This is a genomic window from Microcoleus sp. bin48.metabat.b7b8b9.023 (genome assembly GCF_013299185.1).
GTDB lineage: Bacteria > Cyanobacteriota > Cyanobacteriia > Cyanobacteriales > Microcoleaceae > Microcoleus.
Genome location: NZ_JAAFKG010000016.1, coordinates 22114 through 43282 on the forward strand (window position 1 = coordinate 22114; position 21169 = coordinate 43282).

Sequence of the window (21169 nt, forward strand, 5' to 3'; positions counted from 1 at the left end):
CTCCAAAAATCTTCCGGCTTCAAAAATAGCATTCTCCGGTTTGCGATTTACACAACCTGCATCGCCCGGCCTTTATCTGCGGTTAAAATAGTCCAAGTGCAGCCTCTAAAATATCATGCTAGCAGTTACCATCAACTTTAATGCGATCGCCCAAATTATATCGCTTCCTGTTGGATCGGAATGATTTAACCGCAGAGGGCGCAGAGAACACAGAGAGAGATAAGAGAGATGATTGCACAATCTGCATCGCTCGCCACTCACCTGCGGTTACAATAGTCCAAGTGCAGCCTCTAAAATACCATGCTAGCAGTTACTATCAACTTTAATGCGATCGCCCAAATCACTGACGACCAATTTTATCAACTGTGTCGCCAAAACCCCGAGGTCAAATTTGAACGCAACGCCACAGGAGAAATAACCGTCATGTCACCCACAGGAGGAGAAACCGGAAATTACAATTTTGAAATAGCTACTGATTTTGGAATTTGGAACAGACGAACTAAACTAGGAGTTTGTTTCGATTCTTCAACTTGCTTCAAACTCCCCAGCGGTGCCAATCGTTCCCCCGATGTTTCTTGGATTAAACAAGAAAGATGGGATGCACTCACTCCCGAAGAAAAACAAAAGTTTCCTCCGATTGCCCCAGATTTTGTCTTAGAGTTAATGTCGCCGACAGACAGTTTAAAAGATGCTCAAGATAAAATGCAAGAATACATGGACAACCAAGTAAGACTCGGCTGGTTAATCAACCGCAAAACGCGCCGAGTTGAAATCTACCGCCAAGGACAAGAAAAAGAAATTTTGGAATGTCCCGCAGAACTTTCGGGAGAAGATATTTTACCCGGTTTCGTGCTAAACTTGCAAACAATATGGATGTAAATATAGGATTCCTAAATGATTGATGAAGATTTGTAGGGGTAGTGCCCCCGTGCCTACCCCTTATCTATCCGGGCAACCACGGTCTTTAAGAACCCCATACAAAAATTATGAACATGATGCGAGGACTTATATAGACATTTTCCATTTATCAGCGTTGATTTGCGTTCATCTGCGGTTAAAATAAAAAAATATCATGGAAACCAATACAGAAACAACTACGACGACGGGCTTATTAAAGAAAGAGGGCTAAAGCCCAACAACGTACCTTATCTTTGTGAGAACTGCTATAACTAGACATTCTGCATTTATCAGTGTTCATCTGCGGTTAAAATAAAAAAATATCATGGAAACCAATACAGAAACAACTACAACGACGGGCTTAACAGCCGAACAACACAAACAAAAAATGCAGCGCCGACAAGAAGTTCAGGCGCAGCGAATTGCTAATGCGGCTGAAGATAAAGGTTTGATAATTGTGAATACGGGTAACGGTAAAGGCAAAACTACGGCTGCTTTAGGCATGGTTTTGCGATCGCTCGGTCACGGCTACCGCGTCGCCATAGTACAATTTATTAAAGGAGCTTGGGAACCGGCAGAGAAAGCCGTTTTTGAACTCTGGGAAAATCAGCTAGAATTTCATGCCATGGGTGAAGGCTTTACCTGGGATACGCAGGATCGCGATCGAGATATTGCTACTGCTCAAAAAGCCTGGGATAAAGCTGTAACTTTTATCTGCAATCCTGAGTTTAGGTTAGTCTTGCTAGATGAAGTCAATATAGCATTAAAGTTGGGTTATTTGCAAGTCGAACAAGTGCTCGCAGCTTTAGAACAAAAACCCAAAGACTCTCATGTCATTCTCACCGGGAGGGGCGCGCCACCGGAATTAATTGAACGCGCCGACTTGGTGACGGAAATGACTTTGGTTAAGCATCCATTTCGGGAACAAGGTATTAAAGCTCAAGCTGGTATTGAGTATTAGACTTGAATTGCAAAAATCGGAAAACACCCTGAAATTATCTGCGTTAGTCTGTGTTTATCTGTCTGACATCTGCGGTTTCTGGAGCGCTCGAAGACTTATGCAAATCTTGTCTATTAATCTTATACCATTTATCTAAAATTGTGCAACACTCTTCGACCCCCCCTAACCCCCCCTTGCTAAGGGGGGGGACAAGAATACTGTTATTTCCTTGAAAATTGGTATTAATTGCTAAATATTCAATTTTTTCAAGAATTGCAAATCTTGCCACGCTTGAATGACGTTGCCTTGCATTAAAGCGGCTAAACCGTTTAAAATTCTAATTTCCGGTAGGTTGGGATTGAGGGCTAGGGCGGGTTTTAAGGCTGTTTCGGCAGCTTTGGGATGCCAGCCGTAAATCTGGACGAAGGCGAGATAAGCGTAAGCATAGGGGTTTTGAGAGTCGAGTTGCGTAACTTTTTCTAAAGCTGCGATCGCACTTTCGACATTTTGCTGCAATACTCTAGAAAATGCCAAAGCATAGGCGAATTCTAGATTGTTCGGTTCCTGCTTCAGTCGATATGCTAAGGCTTGTTCCGCTTGCACGGTATAATCTTGAGTTGGATCGTACTGATTGATCCGTCCAATCTGCTCGAATACTGGTTCCAAACCGGGCAATCCTTTGGGTAAATTAACCGCCATCGCCCGCAATTGAGTTACCAAATCTAACTCGGGCGTATCTTCATTTGCTGGGACTTGCTCGGCGATTTTCAATTTTTTATCGTTTTCGTTATCCGTGCGAGTCTGGGAAGCAATAACCTCGGGCTGAGCGTCGATTTTAAGCGTTACCTGCGGCACGTTGATGGGATAAGTTTCCCCGGTTTTGCGATTGAGATACGTTGCTTGCAGATTGTAGCTTCCCGGTGCAATATTAGCAGGAGTTAGCATCGCCGTGCGATCGACTACTCGAAACCCCACAGCAAATTTATCGGCTTCGAGCATTCCCGGATGCAAAGTTGCCTGGGCGATCGCGCGATCGTGTAAAATCCTCACAGTCTGTCCCGATCGAATATCACCAGACTGCTGATTTTGCCACGTTAACAAGACTAAACCAGACTGCAACTGCTGCCAAGGCCCAGACCAAATATAAGTCACCGGCAACGCCACACCGGGAACTGGTTTTGCCAAAACAGTTACTTGCTCTAATTGTACTTGCGATCGCGCTTCCGGCAACGGCTGTACTTCCACCGGATGCAACTGCTTGCGGTAAAGATTTAAATTAGTATTGTCAGGCAAAACCCAACTTTTTTGCAACTTAAACTTACCGCCAGTTTCAATCGCCGCCACCGCTGCATTTTGAGCTTTTTTAATCCGTTCCCGAATCGAACCTTGCGGGCCAGTTTTGGTAACAAACCAAGAAAGCGATCGCACATCTTGCGGCACTTCTTTTAAATTGGTTCCCACCTGTCGCCCGTAAACCTGAAAATTCGCCAAAGCACCGTAATAATTCAAATTGTGCTGGTTAATTTCCGGTGTGGAAGGCAACACGCCCAAAGTCGATTGCAAATAAGGTTCGGTATCAATAATTTCGGCAATTACTTCTTGGTGCGGCCACTCTTTACCTAAGTAAGGATAGCTCGAATTGCCGGGACTGACAATTTGAACGGAGTTGTTTCCCAAACCACCTCCCAGCGGCCAGATATGGAACAGCATCGCTAGAATTCCTAAGCCAATTGTTCCCCAACGAATTTGCTTTCCCCAACGCTGCGGCCACAGGGTTAAACAGTAGGCTAAAAATATTGCTAGTATTGGTAAATAAGGTATCACATATCGGTCATCTTTGTTGATATTTAGGGAATTAATTAAATAAGCTCCTATCCAAAATACCGCCAGCCACCGACAGGAATCAAGGTACAAGATTGACTGACTGTCCGCTCGATTTCGCCAATAATAGAGTATAAATCCGACTAAGGGAATCAGTAACAGAGGCCAGGAAACGTGTTCTGGTAAGTGCTGAATATAGTAAATCCAAGCACCGATCGTATTCAAGCCCGGATCTCCTTCGGCGATCGCAGAATCGAACGTTGCCCGTTTTCCCCCGGTCAAAATTAACAGCCAATTGGTTTTTGCCCACGGGCCAAACACGGCAGCAGACAGCAACAAAGCACCAGCTAATTGAGCTAATCTTCCCCAAGCTTTTTGCCGCACTGCACCAACTGCCAACCACAGAATCGGTGCAAACAAAAATAATACTGTAGTGTGTTTAACTAATATTGATAAGCCGAGAGAAATTCCAAAAGCGATCGCCCAAAAGAAAGATAATCGATTCAGGTAAAATGCTTTACGATTTTCCTGATTTTTTCTCTCCGTTATATACACTACAAAATCCGCTGCCACATTTTCTTGTTGTTTCCACATTGTCAGACAATAGAAACAAAAAGTAATCGCAGCAGTTAGGGGAAAATCTAGTAAAAATTGCAAGCGGAAGCGATAAAGTCCCGGTAACAAAACACAAATAGCAGCAGCCCACAAACCAACTTGCCTGTTAAATAATTTGGTGCCCAAATTGTAGACTGAGGCGAGCAGAATAGCACTAAATAATAAATGAACGAGGGTTGCCCGATCGCCCCCAGTACCAAAAATATGCAGAAACGGCACCGTTAAGATGTACACCAAGGGGGGAATCTTCGTCGAAAGCAGCCAGAAACTTGTCCACCAGTCGCCGGAAAACCACTGAGGATGCTGCAACGCCTGCAAGTAATTCAGCGTGCTAGTGAGGTATTCTGCTTGATCCCAGGCGGGTACAGATCGATCGCAGGCAAACCAGAGGCGATCGCTAATTGCTGCCAGCAGCCAAATTATCCCCAAGAGTGGCAGACTGTTGCCCCCGCTGTCCCGATGTTGCTGTGCCATTGCGATTTTTGGATTTTAGGCGTGCAGCTTTTAGCTTACAGGTGGGCGGTTCCGGGCGCTCTAAAAATTATTTTGAAAAAGTGCTTGCTAAATTCCGTATGTGTCTGCTAAGGTAGTTAAGCGCGAAAAAACAAGCCGAGATAGCTCAGTTGGTAGAGCAGTGGACTGAAAATCCACGTGTCCGGAGTTCAAATCTCCGTCTTGGCATCGCAAAGCCCTCACAAAGTTGAGGGCTTTTTATTTGGGGAAAATACGGGCTGTGCAGTCAATTATTTTTGAGTCAGATACCCTGCTAATTCTGGAATTTCACCAGCCCGCTGCCACTCAGCTTCCCCAAGTCTCACTTTGGTGCGATCGGTAATCTTCTGAACCTCCAATAGTTGCAATTTGGTATATGGCCCCTCGGCTTTACCGCTGCGGAATACGTACCATTCAGAGGGAGCGGGAGCCGATGTCACCCGTCTCACGGATTTGGCTCGGTTCATACCCGATTCAAATTTCATCTGATTGAGTTCTTGTTCTATGGGATCGATCGTCTTGCCACGATTTGTAGAAGGCGAAGAAGTTGCCAATTTTTGAGAGGCTTTGTGGTTGATCTTCCAAAGCCACGCACCTACGACACCAAACAAACTAAAAACGCCTCCCCCAACGGCAGGTATTAACGCAGGATGAGGCGGGCTGTATTTTTCTGGCTGCGCTGGGGTCGGGGCTGGTGTAGGAGTTGGACTAGAGCGGTTGTCGTAATCTGAGTAGTCTTTATCTCCGTAATACCGTCGATTGCCACGAGGTCGCTTCTTTTTTTGAGCGTAAACCGGAATAGAAGCGACTAGAGCTGAAGCCCCAGTAACTAAAAGTAGCACTTTGCGGCGCGACAGCTTAGAATTAGTCATTTTTCTGGTAGATGATGGGTATCACTATTTTCCCAGAACATAACAATATTGCGGTCATCTGGTAGAAAAGTATTGTTGTGATAATAAGATTTTATCAGATGTTAGGGTCAGCTTTTGTATTTGTAAAAAGACCAGACTTGATGATTCGATCAACCCAAATATTTGAAATTGTCAATAAACGCTCTATTTTCATCGGGAAACATTGCCTCAAAATTTTGGTAAATATGTCGCATATTCGGAAATTTCACTAAGTTTCACAGTTTTTGACACACTCTCGTGCTTTGCAAAACTTTTCCTGCAATTGTTCTCGCACATTCTCTAAGGGAATTCCCTCACCCCGCGATAGTTCCGCCTCCGCTTGCTCGATCGACTGACGCACTTCCTCCTCCCACTCCGAATAATGCTTCTGGGTTTGCGCCAGAGTATGGAGGGCTTTGGTGATTACTTCGGAGGGCGAACTAAACGACCCCTGGGCCAATTGCGCCTCGATCAATTGCATCTGCTCTGGACTTAAAGTAATATTCATTACGCGACCTCCCTCAGACTGATCCATGTTTTAAGAATAGCGCGAGATTCGGTCAGAGCGATCGCCCCAAAATCATACATGACAATTGCAAATCCGATCGCTTGTCGCTGCTTTCGTCATCGCCACAATTGCTAAATCAACAACTCAACCGCGTTATAACGATCGCATTAATATCGGAAAATTTCTGATTTAGAATCAACATAATTTTCCTTCTCTTCCCCTAAAAGCCTCGCAATCTCGATCGAACTCATGAAATGTTCTGGCAATTTTTGATTGACAAAAAGCAGTATTTCTAGTAAGCAAGCTCAAAAATAATGTTAAACTCATCTGGCTCGGACGATCGCCCTGCCGGAAACAACAGGCTACAATCAATAATAGATTCTATTTCCATAACAATACTGTTTATAGCTTGAACTCCTCAGTGCCCTACAACAACACCTCAACTCAATCCTTTCAATTTGACTCAATTGACAGCGCCCTCGCAGACCTGAAAGCAGGTCGGATGCTGGTAGTAGTCGATGACGAAAACCGCGAAAACGAAGGCGACGTGATTTGTGCCGCCCAATTCGCCACCCCCGACAATATCAATTTCATGGCAGTACAGGCCCGGGGTTTGATTTGTCTGGCATTGACCGGCGATCGACTCGATCGCCTAGAACTGCCTCTCATGGTCAGCAAAAACACCGACAAGAACCAAACTGCCTTTACCGTCAGCATCGATGCAGTCAACGGCGTCAGTACCGGTATCTCCGCCGAAGACCGCGCCCGCACCATCCAAGTAGCCATCCACCCAGATACCAAACCTCAGGATTTGCGCCGTCCCGGTCATATTTTCCCGCTGCGGGCGATCGATGGTGGCGTCCTCAAACGCGCCGGTCACACCGAAGCATCAGTTGACCTCGCCAGACTCGCCGGCCTCTATCCCAGCGGCGTCATCTGCGAAATTCAAAACCCCGACGGTTCGATGGCGAGGTTGCCCGAATTGATCGAATACGCCAAAACCCACAACCTCAAAATCATCAGCATTGCTGACTTAATTAGCTACCGCCTCAAGCACGATCGATTTGTCCGCCGCGAAACCGTCGCCAAATTGCCGACTGAATTCGGCGAGTTTACGATCTACGCCTACCGCGACACTCAAGACAATTCAGAACACGTTGCCATTGTCAAGGGCGAGCCGGCAGAATTTAAAGACAAACCCGTGATGGTGCGGGTGCATTCGGAATGTCTGACCGGAGATGCTTTGGGATCCCTGCGGTGCGACTGTCGGATGCAACTGCAAGCGGCACTCAAAATGATCGAAAATGCCGGTTGCGGCATCATAGTTTACTTGCGCCAAGAAGGTCGGGGGATTGGACTGGTCAATAAACTCAAAGCTTACTCGCTGCAAGATATCGGATACGATACCGTAGAAGCTAACGAACGCTTGGGCTTTCCCGCCGACTTGCGGAACTACGGCGTTGGAGCACAAATGCTTAACGATTTGGGAGTGGAAAAAATTCGGTTGATTACCAACAACCCGCGCAAAATTGCCGGTTTGAAAGGTTACGGCATTGAAGTAGTCGATCGCGTCCCCTTACTCATTGAAGCCACAGATTACAACTCGATCTATCTGGCAACCAAAGCCGAAAAACTAGGTCATATGCTGCTGCAAACTTATTTAGTCACAGTAGCGATTCAGTGGAACGAAACGAAGTCGGATGGAAGTCGGAAGAAGGAAGAAGCAAGAGGTTCGAGGGAAGAAGGAAAAGAGGAAGATTCTGCCATCCAAAATCGCTACGAACACCTCGAAAAACTGCGGCAATTGGCCGCTAGCCACGACTTACTGCTGCAAGAAGAAGCACGGCCGGTGGGCATCGCTTTGTTTGGAGAAGGTTCCCTCATCGTTCATTTAGGCTTCGATCAAGTCGGACTCGCAGCTCCCGACTGGTACTCGGAGACAAACCATCCTTACGTCAAGGCGATCGGCCAAATTCTTGAATCTATCAGCACAGAGTCCGACTTGCAAACATTAGAATTCATGGTTTCCTCCGGCGCAGATCCGCTCAAAACCCTGCAAGTCCAGCTCGATCGCGAAAGCTTGCCCCTGGAACAAGTCGCATCCGCCTGTGCGAAGCTTCAACCTCAAAAAATCTATAGTTTTTCCGCTATTCCCGATTCTGCCCTCGAAATGTCAAGCTAAGGTCATCAATTGACAATTGACAGTTGACAGTTGACAGTTGACAGTTAACAGCTACCCATAGCCGTCGATAGAAGAGGATTGAAGCAATGAATCATTTTGTTTGATTTCCCCCCTTTAGGGGGAGGCTTCAGACCCAATCTTCAGGCGTGAAGAATCAAGAGGCAAATCGATATGGAAATGAACGTTGGTGACTTTTTGCACCGGCTCGACCTCAGGGGACAACCGCTTAAAGGCACCAACCTCGGCGGTGCGGAACTCCGGGGAGCAAACCTCAGGGGAACAGATCTCCGAGAAACCAATCTCAGCGACGCAATTCTCAGGTATGCAGATCTGATCGAAGCGGATCTCACCCGCGCCAATCTTAGCGGGGCGGATTTAGCTGAGTCATTTCTGAATTTAGCCAACCTCACCAGAACCGATTTGACCGGTGCTGTCCTCCGAGAAGCTACTCTCGTAGGAGCAGAACTCACGGGAGCCAACCTCAAACAAGCAAGTTTGATCAAGGCCAATTTAGTGGGAGCCAATCTCCAGCAAGCCAACTTAACCAGAGCCAATCTCAGTGGAGCAGATTTGCGAGGCTCTCAGATGACTGGCGTTATTTTAGACAAGACAGTCTACAACAACCGGACAATGTTTCCCGACGATATTGACCCCGCTGCATTGGGAGCAATTTTGCTAGCTCCCAATGCCTCGCTCCCGGGCTTAAATCTGGCTATGGTAGATTTGACCGGAGCCGATTTAAAAGGAGCCGATTTGCGGCGGACAAACTTATACAAAGCTATTTTATTTGGAGCAAAGCTCGATCGGGCAAACTTAGCAGGAGCCAACATTAGCGGCGCAGACTTGAGGGAAGCCAGTCTGAGCGGCACGATTTTAGAAAAAGCTGTTTACAGCAACCAAACATTCTTTTCAGAAGGCATTGACCCCCGTCTTGGCGGAGCTTATTTAATTGCTCCCAATGTATCGCTGCAAGGGGTCAACTTAACCGGAGCCGACTTAAACGGGTCAGATTTAAGCGGAGCTAATTTGAGCGGTTCTAACTTGAGTTCGGTCAATCTCAAAAATGTAGACCTCAGTAAAGCTAGCTTAAAAAAAGCTTACCTCAAAGGTGCAAACTTGGAGGGAACAGACTTGAGAGGAGCTGATTTAAGCGGCGCAATTTTGCACCAAGTAAATTTGAGTTCTTCTGACCTCCGGGGTGTAGACTTAACAAGGGCTGACCTCAGTGGCGCTAATTTGAGCGATGCCGATTTGAGGGAAACAGATTTCACCGGAGCTACTTTGCTGTTCGCAAACTTGAGCGGCGCCGACTTGAGAGGTGTAGACTTGACAAAAGCCGACCTCAGCGGCGCTAAGTTAAATGAAGCAGATCTCAGAAAAGCAGATTTGATGAGAGTAAATTTGGAGGGAGCCGATTTAACTGAGGTAGACTTGAGCGATGCTCATTTATTCCGAGTTAATCTTAGAGGTGCTAACCTTAAAGGTGCAAATCTTAAAGGCGCAAGTTTAAAAGGGGTATCTTTGACCGATGCTTATTTGAGCGAAACGGATTTGACTGATGTAGATCTGAATCCGAGTTTCTTTGAACTACCATTAGAATCGGAATGGTAATTAACAGTTGACAGTTGACAGTTGACAGTTGACAGTTGGCGGTTGGCGGTTGGCGGTTGACAGTTGACAGTTGACAGTTGCTAATAATTAGGAAATCACAAATAAACAAAAACGAAGCACAACAGGCGAATCACAACTCACAACTCCCAACTAACAACCCAACGACCCGCGAGATCTTAAGCTGACAACTAACAACTAACGGGAGCATCTCAGTTTTGCATATAGTGCGAGCGTCCCCGCTCGCGATTATACTGCTCGCGATCGGGGACGCTCGCACTATAATAAAAAATGCTTTTTTCAAAAATGGGATGCTCCCCAAATAACAACTAACAACTAACAACTAACAACTAACAACTAACAACTAACAACTAACAACTAACAACTAACAACTGACTAATGACTACTGACAAACCGTTAGGCTCTGTTATTCAAGGTTCCCTGAGCAAGGGATTAGAAGTGCGACTACACGCCGACGTTTCAGTGGAAGATATGAGGGTGGGGAAATTTTTAGTAGTGCGGGGGGTACGATCGCACTTTTTCTGTATGCTCACCGATGTGTCTCTCGGAACATCCAGCTCTCGGATTTTATCCAACCCTCCCAACCCCAACGACGATTTTCTCCTCGCAGTCCTCGCAGGTAGCAGCACCTACGGTACGATCGAGCTGGCGCCGATGTTGATGCTGACTGCGGAAAAAGAAAAATCTCAAGCCATCTTCAATCCCACAGGTAACGGAGTCCCCGATAAAAAGCTGGCGTTAGGAAATTTGGGTTCTTTTGAGCCGCAAAGTGGCGCCGATATGGAATTGCTGCCGGTGAAAACGATTCCCAGCCACTTTTCCCAGGTGTTTGATGCCAAAGAAACCGATTTTAGGGCGGTTTTTGGCTGGGAAGATGACCCCTATCGGCGCAATTTTGCGATCGGCAAACCGATTGACATGGACGTGGCTGTGTGCTTGGACTTAGACAGATTTGTGGAACGCAGCAACGGAGTTTTTGGTAAGTCGGGAACGGGTAAATCTTTTTTGACGCGCTTGCTGCTGTCGGGCATTATTCGCAAGCAAGCTGCTGTCAATCTAATTTTTGATATGCACTCGGAGTACGGGTGGGAAGCGGTTTCGGAAGGAAAACAATTTAGCACTGTTAAAGGTTTGCGGCAGTTGTTTCCCGATAAAATGCAGATTTATACTCTCGATCCAGAGTCTACCAAGCGCCGGGGAGTTCGCGATGCTCAAGAGTTGTTTTTGAGTTTCGAGGAAATTGAAGTGGAAGATATCTCGCTAGTCCAGCGGGAGTTAAATCTTTCGGAAGCTAGTATCGAAAATGCGATCATTTTGCGAAATGAGTTGGGCAAGGGTTGGATTAACAAGTTGCTGGAAATGACCAACGAAGATATTCAAATGTTTTGCGAAGAAAAGCGGGGAAATAAATCTTCGATTATGGCTTTGCAGCGGAAATTAGAGCGTTTAAATGATTTGAAATACATTCGCAAACGCTGTCCCAAAAATTATGTCACTGAAGTTTTGCAGTGTTTGGATAGTGGGAAAAATGTAGTAATCGAGTTTGGTTCGCACTCAGATTTGCTGTCCTATATGTTAGCAGCAAATGTGATTACTCGCCGCATTCACGCATCTTACGTGCGGAAAGCTGAGAAGTTTTTGCAGAGTAAAAATCCGTGCGATCGCCCGCAACCGTTAGTGATTACCATTGAGGAAGCCCACCGCTTTCTCGATCCGGCGATCGTGCGATCGACTATTTTCGGGACGATCGCCCGCGAAATGCGAAAATACTTCGTAACTCTGCTGATTGTAGATCAACGTCCCTCTGGCATCGACGGCGAGGTGATGTCGCAAGTCGGCACGCGGATCACAGCCTTGCTAAACGACGATAAAGACATCGATGCTATCTTTACGGGCGTTTCAGGAGGGCAGAGTTTGCGATCGGTTTTAGCCAAACTCGACTCAAAACAGCAAGCTTTAGTTTTGGGCCACGCCGTACCGATGCCGGTAGTTGTCCAGACTCGTCCCTACGATGAGCAATTCTACAAAGAAATTGGGGATATTGACTGGCAAGAAATGCCGGACGAACAAGTGTTTGCAGAGGCAGAATCTGCTAAGATGGATTTGGGATTTTAGATTAGACTTGAATTGCAAAAATCGGAAAAACCCCTGAAATTATCTGCGTTTATCTGCCTGACATCTGCGGTTGAAGGAGCGATCGAAGACTTATGCAATTCAAGTCTACTGTTTCAGTGGGCTGATTAGAAGTATTGTGAAGAAAAACCCGGTTTCTTGTTACCCGCGCGTAAGTCTCAGAAAGGGCGATCGACATTCAAAAAAAATATTTTCCGGCTTTAGGCAAGGGCTTTTGCCCTCACACCCGTCACCCCTCATCCCTAACTTCATAAAAATTGGATAAGGTTAAATATTGTTCAGTCGATCGACAAAATTTAACTCAAATAGCCAAACATCCCGCTCTTAATATATCTTTACTCACTGACAGCAAAAGTTGATTAGCATATTTAAATAAAAATGTCAAGAAATATTTTAAACGGTAAGTTGCAGCGAATACGGCGATCGAGTTCGGTTATCTCGCATCGCAGCATCTAGGCAGCGAGAAAAATTCAAGCGATGATGGAATAGAGAGCAAAACAAAGCCCTCGAATTGCATGAGTCTGTTTGCATGAGTGTGTTTGCTTGAGTCTGTTTGCATGAGTATTGTGAAGTTGAGTTCCACTTAAAACTAGCAGGGAATTGAAAACCTTAAGGAAAAATGTAGAATCTTGACCTTAAGACAGAGGTTTTTACCCTTTACGAGCCTCAAAATTTGGAATAATATTGAGAAAAGTAAACTCAAATTCACTTCGCCTAGAACTAGCCGTAAAAGCTAGCAAGCTACGGAAAATCGACGGGGATTACTGGAAAATCAAGCATAAAAGTAATCCAATACCACAAGCTTCTACCGATCGTCACCGATAAACAGGAGGGGTAACATCCCCCCTGTCGCAGTCTTTATCCCACTTGTAAAAGTGGGACAGGGTATCACCAACTTTTTATCTGTTGTTACAAGGAGTGCAATACTCACCCATGTCCACTACCACCCCCAAAACCAAAACAGTGAAAGCCGATCGCATGGGCAGCCGGCCATACTCCTCAACGGATACGGTTCGTACCTATCTGCACGAGATCGGTCGAGTACCCCTGCTAACCCGAGAAGAAGAGATTGTTTTCGGGAAGCAGGTACAGCAAATGATGAAATTAATCGAAGCAAAACAAGCGCTGGCTAAAGAATGGCAGCGAGATCTGACGAATGAAGAGTGGGCGGCCGAAATGGCATTGACCGAAGCCGAACTGAACCGGATCTTGCAGTTAGGGCGGCGCGCCAAGCAAAAGATGATTGAAGCGAATTTGCGCCTAGTAGTTGCGATCGCCAAAAAGTACCAGAAACGCAATATGGAATTCTTGGATTTAATTCAAGAAGGCACCCTCGGTTTAGAACGGGGAGTCGAAAAATTTGACCCGATGCGGGGATACAAATTTTCTACCTATGCCTACTGGTGGATTCGCCAAGCAATCACTCGCGCGATCGCCCAACACGCGCGCACCATTCGATTGCCAATTCACATCACCGAAAAACTCAACAAAATCAAAAAAGTGCAGCGGGAACTCACCCAGCAGTTGGGCCGTTCTCCCTCGCCTGCGGAAATTGCCACCGCCCTGGAACTGCAACCTTCCCAGATTCGGGAATACCTGCTGATGGCAAGACATCCAGTTTCTTTGGACTTGCGCGTAGGAGATAACCAAGATACCGAACTGCAAGAACTCTTAGAAGACGAAACAGCATCTCCAGACAACTACATTACTTCGGAATTGCTGCGGCAAGACCTCAATACCTTGATATCAGAACTGACCCCCCAGCAACGAGATGTAATTGTTCTGCGCTTCGGTTTGGAAGACGGCACCGAAATGTCTCTGGCGAAAGTCGGAGAACGCCTGAATCTCAGCCGCGAACGGGTGCGACAGCTAGAACATCAAGCCCTCGCCCACCTGCGGCGGCGTCAATCTCAAGTCCGAGAATACTTGGCTAGTTAGTCACTAAAAGAGTTGAGATTTTCTCCAAATCTCAACTCTTTTTTTGTGCAAGCGCTTCCAGGAAGGATATTTTGATAGCAAGCAATTTTCAAGTGATATCCTGTCCGGTCGATCGACCAAAATAACTAACCCTCTGTAAATGTTCGTAGTGCGGACTTCAGTCCGCAGCTAGAAAGCGGACTGAAGTCCGCACTACTAACCCTCTGTAAATGTTCGTAGTGCGGACTTCAGTCCGCAGCTAGAAAGCGGACTGAAGTCCGCACTACTAACCCTCTGAGTCAGGTACAGATAGCAATGGGTAATTGGTAGGCTGACGAGTACCTCGAAAGATTTGAAAAGCGCTATATTTAAGATGTCGATCGCACTTGATGGGCGATCGCAATTTATCAAAACTAATCTGAGATTTGAATTTAGGAACCGGGCGGGCGATCTAAAATTCAAGTTAATATTCAGGATTAAGCTAAATACCCGGTTTCTGTAAGATCTGTTTGAAACAGGTACAAGAAGGGCAGCGCAGCAGCTATGGGAAATTTTGGGGCAAGCAAGTGGTTTTGACTTATTCGATCGTATTAACAAGCACTTTAGAGGCGATCGCCCTTGCTCTCTCGCCCGGTAACTTCAGCATCGAATTTCCCCTAGGCGAGGCACAGCAATCGGACATCAAATCCGGCATTTTGACCTCGCAATCCCTCCCAAATGCTGCGCCAGATACCGCTAGCACAGGTTTAGCAGACGGTATTTACCTCTACGGCCAGTCCAGCCAGCCCGATCGAATTAAAAAAGAATATTTTGTATTTGAAATGCGACAGAGTAAAGTAGTCGGCGCTTTTTACCTGCCTCGGTCTGCTTTTTACTGTTTTTACGGCAGTGCGGAGCGAACTCAGTTAAATTTAACAGTAGTGGACACTTACGACGGCAGTCGCTCTCCCTACTCCGTAAACCTGCAACAGTATCACCCTATTTCCGCCGTCAGCAACAACGATCGGCGCATTTTGGGTATTTGCAAGGAAGCTCACAAACAGCAGGTGTGGGGAAACTAATACCATTTTCGATTTTCGATTGGGGATTAAATAATTGGGAATGATTTACTGCATAAGAGTTTGGAGTTTCCCTACAGTTGCATTCATTTCTGAAACTGGTATAACCAGTACCTGCGCGATTTTCTTGGTTTCTTGGGTATAGCAAAGCGAAACAAAAACCTATTTGTTCGGTAGGAGTGCCTCAACCCAACCTAATTTTTGAGGGGATTTTCCAGTTTGGTCAAGATCTTGTGTAACAAAAAACCAGGTCTCATCCCTATGCCTGAAGTTAGCGGATGTTCGCTGTATACTCCTTAACAAGGCAGCAGTAGAGTGCGTCACACAAGAAACTGGAAATATCCGAGAAAATGTGAGGCTACGGGGCGCCCTACAAAACTCCCTCCCGGCAGACTGGTGCAGCGCCAGCAGCCAGGATTCAGGAAACAGCAGTAAAATTGCTCCTGAGTTGAGAATTTCAGACTGACATCACACACTCGGCAAGATGAAACTGCGTCGGAAAACACTATCAATAGTTGGCATTACCATCGCTGGACTGACTGGCATTCTCTATGCAGCCTCCTCCAGCATCCTTTTGGGCAGCCTTGTCAAAGCAGAGGAACAAGAAGCCACACAGGTTGTCAAGGGAGTGCTCAGCGTGTTCGGGCAAACCGCAGATGACTTCAACTCGCGCTTTGCTGACTGGTCTGCCTGGGATGACACCTACACTTTTATCCAAAACCGCAACTCAGAATTCATTGCCTCGAATTTAGTTCCAGAAGGGCTGAATAATTTGAGAGTTCATCTAGCCATATTTGTCAATACTTCTGGCAAAATAGTTTACGGTACGGGTTTAGACAGCGACAAGATGAAACTAACGCCTGTTCCAGAAGCATTAAAAGAGCATATTTCTCTCAACGACCCGCTGTTGCAGCACCCCAATCCCAAAAGTAGCCTCGCTGGTATCCTGCTGCTGCCCTCAGGGCCGATACTGATTAGTTCCCGGCCAATTCTCACTACAAAAAGCACCGGCCCGATTCGGGGCACGCTGGTATTCGGGCGCAATTTGGATGCTGCGGGCATTGAGAAGCTTTCTAAAATTACTCGCTTGCCATTGATTGTACACAGCATTGATGAGCGTGATTTACCCGCTGATTTTGTGAAAGCACGGCAGAAACTGTCGGGGAAAAAAACGATTTTCGTGCGTTCTGTCAGCGAAGATTTGATGGCGGGTTATGCTTTGATCCAGGATATTTACGATCGACCGGCGCTACTTCTACGGGTGGATATGCCCAGAGAAATCTACCGCCAAGGTCAAATCAGTTTAATGTACCTGCTGGTGTCTGTGGGGTTAGCGGGAATAGGATTTATCGGCTGCACTCTGCTGCTGATTGAGCATTTGGTGCTGTCTCGGTTGAGCAGTTTGGCGAAAGCAGTTAACCGCGTCAGCAGCAGCCAAGACCTCTCGGTGCGACTGCCGGTCACGGGCGCAGACGAGTTGGCCGACCTTGCCCATACTATCAATGGAATGCTCGGGACGATCGCCAGCGCCGAAAGCGAACAACTTGAGGAAAAAGCCCGCTACCGAGCCGTTGTCGAGCAAGCTACAGACTGCATTTTCCTGTGGGACGCTCAAACCAAACGCATTTTAGAAGCCAATACAGCCTTTAGAAACTTGCTCGATTACAGTCTTGATGCGATTTCGCAACTGAGTGTTTACGATATCGTCGCCTATTCCAAAGACCTAGTTGACCGAAATATCCTGTTCCTGCTAAGAGAGAAACAACTCAGAATTGGCGAAGTTCTCTACCGCCGCCGAGACGGTTCCTGCATGGACGTGGAAGTAAGCGCCAGCCTGATTTCCTACGGCGGCCGCGAGATTATTTGCACTGTTGTCCGCGACATTACCGAGCGCAAGCAAGCCGAAGCCGAACTCCGAGCCTCCGAAGAACGCTACAGACTTTTGTTTAAAAACAACCCCCATCCGATGTGGGTTTACGACTTAGAAACTCTGGAATTTATAGCCGTCAATCAAGCTGCTGTCGAGCACTACGGGTACACTCGCGACGAATTTCTCCACATGACCGTTGCGGATATTCGTCCGCGCCAAGAACTGTCCAGATTGCTAGAAAATATATCCCAAGTAGATGCCGGAATTGATTTTGGGGGTGTGTGGCAGCACCAGACAAAAAACGGCACAATTATTGATGTAGAAGTTACTTCTTATACCCTGATATTTGACAGCAGAAATGCTGAATTAGTGCTGGCTCACGACGTAACCGACCGCTTGCAAGCCGAGGCAGAACTTTATAAGGCAAAAGAAGCAGCAGAAGCAGCTAATTTGGCTAAAAGTCAGTTTTTGGCTAACATGAGCCACGAACTGCGAACTCCTCTGAATGCGATTATCGGTTACAGCGAGATTCTGCAAGAAGATGCTTTAGATATTGGCGAAGAAGACTTTGTGTCGGATTTGGAAAGAATTCACAATGCAGGCAACCATTTACTGGGATTGATTAATGATATTCTGGATTTGTCGAAGATTGAAGCAGGTCACGGGGAACTTGAATTAGAAACTTTTGACGTATTCGAGACAATTAAAGATGTAGTAAAAACTGTTGAGCCGTTATTTTTCCGAAACAACAATCGCCTGAATGTTGAATGCGATCCTAATATTGGCCAATTGCATTCCGATAAAACTAAGTTAACTCAAATTTTATTTAATTTGCTCAGCAATGCAGCGAAGTTTACTCAGCAAGGGATTGTTACACTCAGCGTTAAAAAAAATCAAAATGACGAGAATAGTTGGGATGTTGAAGAGTTAATTTTTAATTGTACTGATACGGGAATTGGGATGACTCCGGAACAGCTAGAAAAGTTATTTCAACCTTTTACGCAAGCTGATGCTTCGACTACCCGCAAGTACGGAGGTACGGGTTTGGGTTTGGCTATAGCGCAGAAATACTCTGAGATGCTGGGGGGAGAAATTACTGTTAATAGCGAGTTAGGCAAGGGGTCAACTTTTACTCTCATGTTGCCGACACTATTGTAATCTGTCCCAATACGTTTGGGTTAGTGTCACATTAATAAATAAAGGTACGTTGTTGGGATGCGAGCCCTCTTTATAGGGTGTTTGAAACGTCAAAAGTTGTACCCTTTTAATACCAGATTCCCCTCGCATCCCGCTTTCCAAGGGGGACTTTGAGTTGGATTCTGGTTCTCCGTTGGAAAGGTGGTTAGGAGAATCGGGTCTTTTGATACCAACGAAAGGAGTTTTCAAACACCCTCTTAGACGTATAGATAAAGAGGGCTGAAGCCAAACAACGTACCTAATTTAACATCATTTGATGCCCAAAATGCTCGTCCTACTTCGCATCAGGGGGCATCAAAACTTTGTCAATTACGTGAATAACGCCGTTGCTAGCTTTGATATCAGCTTTCACAACATTAGCGCCGCTAACAGTAACTTTGCCTGCGGCAACTACCACCTTCAGCGAGCCGCCTTCCACGGTTTTAACATCGCCGGATTTGAGGCTGGTAGATAAAACTGAACCAGAAACAACGTGGTAAGTTAAAATCTTGGCAAGTTTGGCTTTATTTGCTGGTTTGAGCAAATCATCCACAGTTGCTTTGCCCAAAGTAGCAAATGCCGCGTCTGTCGGTGCAAAAACAGTGAAAGGGCCTTTGCCTTGGAGAGTTGTAACTAAACCTGCGGCTGTTAAAGCCTTAGTCAATGTCTTAAATTGAGCGTCGCCAGATGCAATAGCGACAATATCCTTCGTAGCGGCTGTTGGTGCTGGTGAAGTGGTTGATTTCGGTGAGGCTGTTGGTGCTGGTGAAGCAGCTATTTTCACATTTCCTGCAACTTGTTGAGTTGGTGTTGTATTGCTAACAGTTGTGCTGGAGTTGATGTGAGCCCAAGCGGGGAAACCAATCAACGCGCTAGCGCCGATTACTCCTGCGAAACCTGTGAGTTGTTTCATCCAGGTAGGTAAATTTTGATTTTTCATTACGCTTGCTTTTCCTTATGACAATAAAACAGTGAACGTGAATTGTTATGTTAGCCAAATTTCCGCAAAAGGTAAGGTTGGGAAAGGCACTCGGTAGAGATAAAATGAGCTGGGATTGTCGATCGACCAAAACTTCCTTACTATAGCGCAAGCTCAGGGAAAAAGAGGCTCAACCGCTAAATCTGTAACTCAAAACCTCAATCACCGAACCTGTTTGCGGTAAGTCAGAAGATTTGACCGAAATCGTGTCGTTATTCGATCGGCGTATCGATGTACCATCCATTAGGCCCAAGAATTCATCTAGCGATACTAAATCGCACGCAGCAGCATCGGCGGCTTGGGTTTTGAAATGCGTGGGAATTACCATTTTCGGTTTGAGAAGTTGCACCGTTTGCTTCGCTTCCGCCGGAGTATAAGCTTTCGGCCCTCCGCCCACGGGAATTAGCAAAATATCCGGCCGCCCGATTAAGATTTGTTCTTCAATGCCGATCGGGCCAGCAACTCCGCCCAAGTGTAAAATCTTAACACCGGCTTGCTGCCAGAGCCAAGCCACATTCACCCCAAACCGCCTTCCTCCCTCACGGTCTTTTTGCGTGCGAATGCCTTGAATCCTGAGCCCGTTAGACCTATAAGTGCCCGGTTCGTACAAAAGGCCGGGATTGCCCGAAAATCCGTCTACCGCCCCTTCATCAAGCAATCTGCTGCTAATCAGAATCAAATCTGTGGGGACTTTAGGAGAACGATAGCCTGCCGTACAGCCCAGGGGGCGAAAAGGATTCACCAGCACCCTCGCACCGCCACCGGCAAACAAGAAGCAAGTGTGCCCCAACCACTGAACCGACAAAGAACCAGCAGTTTGAGCTTGATAGCTTTCCCATCCAGATGGCAAACCAGTCGCTAAAGCTGCTAGCAAACCCGTCTGTGCGTAACGTATTAATTGTCGCCGTTTCATCTTGTGGTTGCGGTTATCGGGTGTTGGTCGTTTGTTGTTATATCACAAAATGCCGCCAGGTGCGAAATGTGCGATCGAGTCTTACCTTCATTCAGTTGACAGTTGACAGTTGATATGTTGTAGGGGCAGTGGATGGTGCGGGCCTGCCCTCTTAGTTGACAGTTGACAGTTGACAGTTGACAGTTGACAGTTGACAGTTGACAGTTGACAGTTGACAGTTGACAGTTGACAGTTGACAGTTAACAGTTAACAGCGACCTCTACCTAGAAAGAAGAGGATTGGAGCAATGAATAGTCGGCATTGCTGAATTCAGGTATGAATTGGAATGTAGAGACGTAGCATTGTTACGTCTTTACAGAGGTTTCAGTATAATAGAAAAGAATTTTCCTACATCAAATCAGCAACACCTAAATGCCACAACAGCTTAAGAGCGCATCCTACAATTTCATAGAAATTCAACTAAAGCCGTTCCAAAAAATTCCGCAATAATTGCTTTCCCGAAGTAGTCAAAATACTTTCCGGGTGAAACTGTACGCCTTCAATGTGTGGATATTCCCGGTGCCGCACGCCCATAATCGTGCCATCTTCCACCCAAGCCGTAATTTCCAAAACTTCTGGACAACTCTCTTTTTCAATTACCAAACTGTGATAGCGAGTCGCCAGCATCGGCGATTCTACACCTACAAAAACTCCGACTCCTGCGTGTTCTACCTGAGAAGTTTTGCCGTGCATTAATACTGGTGCGGAAACAATCTTGCCGCCGAATACTTGACCGATACTTTGATGTCCGAGACACACGCCTAAAATTGGTAGAGTCGGCCCCAATTCTTCGATCAATTTCAGAGAAATTCCCGCATCTTCCGGCCGTCCCGGGCCTGGAGAAATCACTACTGCTGCGGGCTGCAATCGGCGAATGTCTGATAAGGAAATTTGGTCGTTGCGGTAGACTTGGACTTCTTTTGCTACTGGCAAATCAGCACCGAGTTCTCCTAAATACTGTACCAAATTGTATGTAAAACTGTCGTAGTTATCGATGACTATAATCACGGGTTAAGTGGGATTCTAGGTTTTAGATTTGTGATTTTAGATTGACTCGCTGCCGGAATGCAATAGTAGGAAGATTTTAGATAGATGCCCAAGATTAAAATA

Annotated in this window: 14 protein-coding genes and 1 tRNA gene; 9 read left to right on the top strand and 6 right to left on the bottom strand. The window is 46.2% G+C overall.

What is annotated here, in order from left to right; all coding sequences use genetic code 11:
* Positions 1-300: 300 nt before the first annotated feature.
* Together QZW82_RS11690 and cobO are read left to right on the top strand one after the other, a co-directional pair.
* Positions 301-879: a Uma2 family endonuclease gene (locus QZW82_RS11690; RefSeq protein WP_293148196.1), complete on the top strand. Its 579-nt coding sequence runs from the start codon at positions 301-303 to the stop codon at positions 877-879.
* Positions 880-1222: 343 nt separating this feature from the next.
* Complete coding sequence (cobO, locus tag QZW82_RS11695) at positions 1223-1858, top strand: cob(I)yrinic acid a,c-diamide adenosyltransferase (RefSeq protein WP_293148198.1); 636 nt, start codon at positions 1223-1225, stop codon at positions 1856-1858.
* Between the two features lie 228 nt (positions 1859-2086).
* On the opposite strand, the gene QZW82_RS11700 is transcribed toward cobO, so the two are convergent.
* Complete coding sequence (locus QZW82_RS11700) at positions 2087-4747, bottom strand: glycosyltransferase family 39 protein (RefSeq protein WP_293148200.1); 2661 nt, start codon at positions 4745-4747, stop codon at positions 2087-2089.
* A gap of 134 nt (positions 4748-4881) precedes the next feature.
* Between QZW82_RS11700 and QZW82_RS11705 the strand changes: the two genes are divergently transcribed.
* Positions 4882-4954: transfer RNA gene (locus tag QZW82_RS11705), tRNA-Phe, on the top strand.
* Positions 4955-5016: 62 nt separating this feature from the next.
* On the opposite strand, the gene QZW82_RS11710 is transcribed toward QZW82_RS11705, so the two are convergent.
* A complete protein-coding gene (locus QZW82_RS11710; RefSeq protein ID WP_293148214.1) occupies positions 5017-5637 on the bottom strand; it encodes a DUF4339 domain-containing protein in 621 nt (206 codons plus the stop codon).
* A gap of 247 nt (positions 5638-5884) precedes the next feature.
* Positions 5885-6163 (bottom strand): type II toxin-antitoxin system ParD family antitoxin, encoded by a 279-nt coding sequence (locus QZW82_RS11715; RefSeq protein ID WP_293148216.1) that lies wholly within the window; start codon positions 6161-6163, stop codon positions 5885-5887.
* Between the two features lie 421 nt (positions 6164-6584).
* Here QZW82_RS11715 and ribBA point away from each other — a divergent pair, with 421 nt between their 5' ends.
* The 6 genes from ribBA (at position 6585) to QZW82_RS11745 (ending at position 18110) form a co-directional block, all read left to right on the top strand.
* On the top strand, positions 6585-8345 hold the full coding sequence (ribBA, locus tag QZW82_RS11720) for a bifunctional 3,4-dihydroxy-2-butanone-4-phosphate synthase/GTP cyclohydrolase II (protein ID WP_293148218.1): 1761 nt from the start codon (positions 6585-6587) through the stop codon (positions 8343-8345).
* Positions 8346-8522: 177 nt separating this feature from the next.
* Positions 8523-9956 (top strand): pentapeptide repeat-containing protein, encoded by a 1434-nt coding sequence (locus QZW82_RS11725; protein ID WP_293148220.1) that lies wholly within the window; start codon positions 8523-8525, stop codon positions 9954-9956.
* 396 nt (positions 9957-10352) lie between these two features.
* Positions 10353-12089, top strand: a complete 1737-nt coding sequence (locus QZW82_RS11730; RefSeq protein ID WP_293148222.1) for an ATP-binding protein — start codon at positions 10353-10355, stop codon at positions 12087-12089.
* A gap of 951 nt (positions 12090-13040) precedes the next feature.
* On the top strand, positions 13041-14045 hold the full coding sequence (locus QZW82_RS11735) for an RNA polymerase sigma factor, RpoD/SigA family (protein WP_293148224.1): 1005 nt from the start codon (positions 13041-13043) through the stop codon (positions 14043-14045).
* Positions 14046-14533: 488 nt separating this feature from the next.
* A complete protein-coding gene (locus QZW82_RS11740; RefSeq protein WP_293148226.1) occupies positions 14534-15085 on the top strand; it encodes a hypothetical protein in 552 nt (183 codons plus the stop codon).
* A gap of 481 nt (positions 15086-15566) precedes the next feature.
* A complete protein-coding gene (locus tag QZW82_RS11745; protein WP_293148228.1) occupies positions 15567-18110 on the top strand; it encodes a CHASE4 domain-containing protein in 2544 nt (847 codons plus the stop codon).
* 313 nt (positions 18111-18423) lie between these two features.
* Here the strand turns inward: QZW82_RS11745 and QZW82_RS11750 are convergent, their stop codons facing one another.
* From QZW82_RS11750 to QZW82_RS11760, 3 genes are all read right to left on the bottom strand, one after another.
* A complete protein-coding gene (locus QZW82_RS11750) occupies positions 18424-19068 on the bottom strand; it encodes a fasciclin domain-containing protein (protein ID WP_293148230.1) in 645 nt (214 codons plus the stop codon).
* A 169-nt stretch (positions 19069-19237) separates the two neighbouring features.
* Positions 19238-20020 carry an MBL fold metallo-hydrolase gene (locus QZW82_RS11755; RefSeq protein WP_293148232.1) on the bottom strand — a complete coding sequence of 261 codons (783 nt, stop codon included), beginning with the start codon at positions 20018-20020 and terminating at the stop codon, positions 19238-19240.
* A 459-nt stretch (positions 20021-20479) separates the two neighbouring features.
* Entirely contained in the window at positions 20480-21067 is a 588-nt protein-coding gene (locus QZW82_RS11760) for an aminodeoxychorismate/anthranilate synthase component II (RefSeq protein WP_293148234.1), read from the bottom strand.
* Positions 21068-21169 lie beyond the last annotated feature (102 nt).

What these genes read in the sequence shown, in the direction of transcription:
- cobO (WP_293148198.1), top strand. Translation starts at nt 1,223, where the DNA reads ATGGAAACCAATACAGAAACAACTACAACGACGGGCTTAACAGCCGAA.
- QZW82_RS11730 (WP_293148222.1), top strand. Translation starts at nt 10,353, where the DNA reads ATGACTACTGACAAACCGTTAGGCTCTGTTATTCAAGGTTCCCTGAGC.
- QZW82_RS11755 (WP_293148232.1), bottom strand. Translation starts at nt 20,020, where the DNA reads ATGAAACGGCGACAATTAATACGTTACGCACAGACGGGTTTGCTAGCA.
- QZW82_RS11715 (WP_293148216.1), bottom strand. Translation starts at nt 6,163, where the DNA reads ATGAATATTACTTTAAGTCCAGAGCAGATGCAATTGATCGAGGCGCAA.
- QZW82_RS11735 (WP_293148224.1), top strand. Translation starts at nt 13,041, where the DNA reads ATGTCCACTACCACCCCCAAAACCAAAACAGTGAAAGCCGATCGCATG.
- QZW82_RS11745 (WP_293148228.1), top strand. Translation starts at nt 15,567, where the DNA reads ATGAAACTGCGTCGGAAAACACTATCAATAGTTGGCATTACCATCGCT.
- QZW82_RS11690 (WP_293148196.1), top strand. Translation starts at nt 301, where the DNA reads ATGCTAGCAGTTACTATCAACTTTAATGCGATCGCCCAAATCACTGAC.
- QZW82_RS11700 (WP_293148200.1), bottom strand. Translation starts at nt 4,747, where the DNA reads ATGGCACAGCAACATCGGGACAGCGGGGGCAACAGTCTGCCACTCTTG.
- QZW82_RS11710 (WP_293148214.1), bottom strand. Translation starts at nt 5,637, where the DNA reads ATGACTAATTCTAAGCTGTCGCGCCGCAAAGTGCTACTTTTAGTTACT.
- QZW82_RS11750 (WP_293148230.1), bottom strand. Translation starts at nt 19,068, where the DNA reads ATGAAAAATCAAAATTTACCTACCTGGATGAAACAACTCACAGGTTTC.
- QZW82_RS11725 (WP_293148220.1), top strand. Translation starts at nt 8,523, where the DNA reads ATGAACGTTGGTGACTTTTTGCACCGGCTCGACCTCAGGGGACAACCG.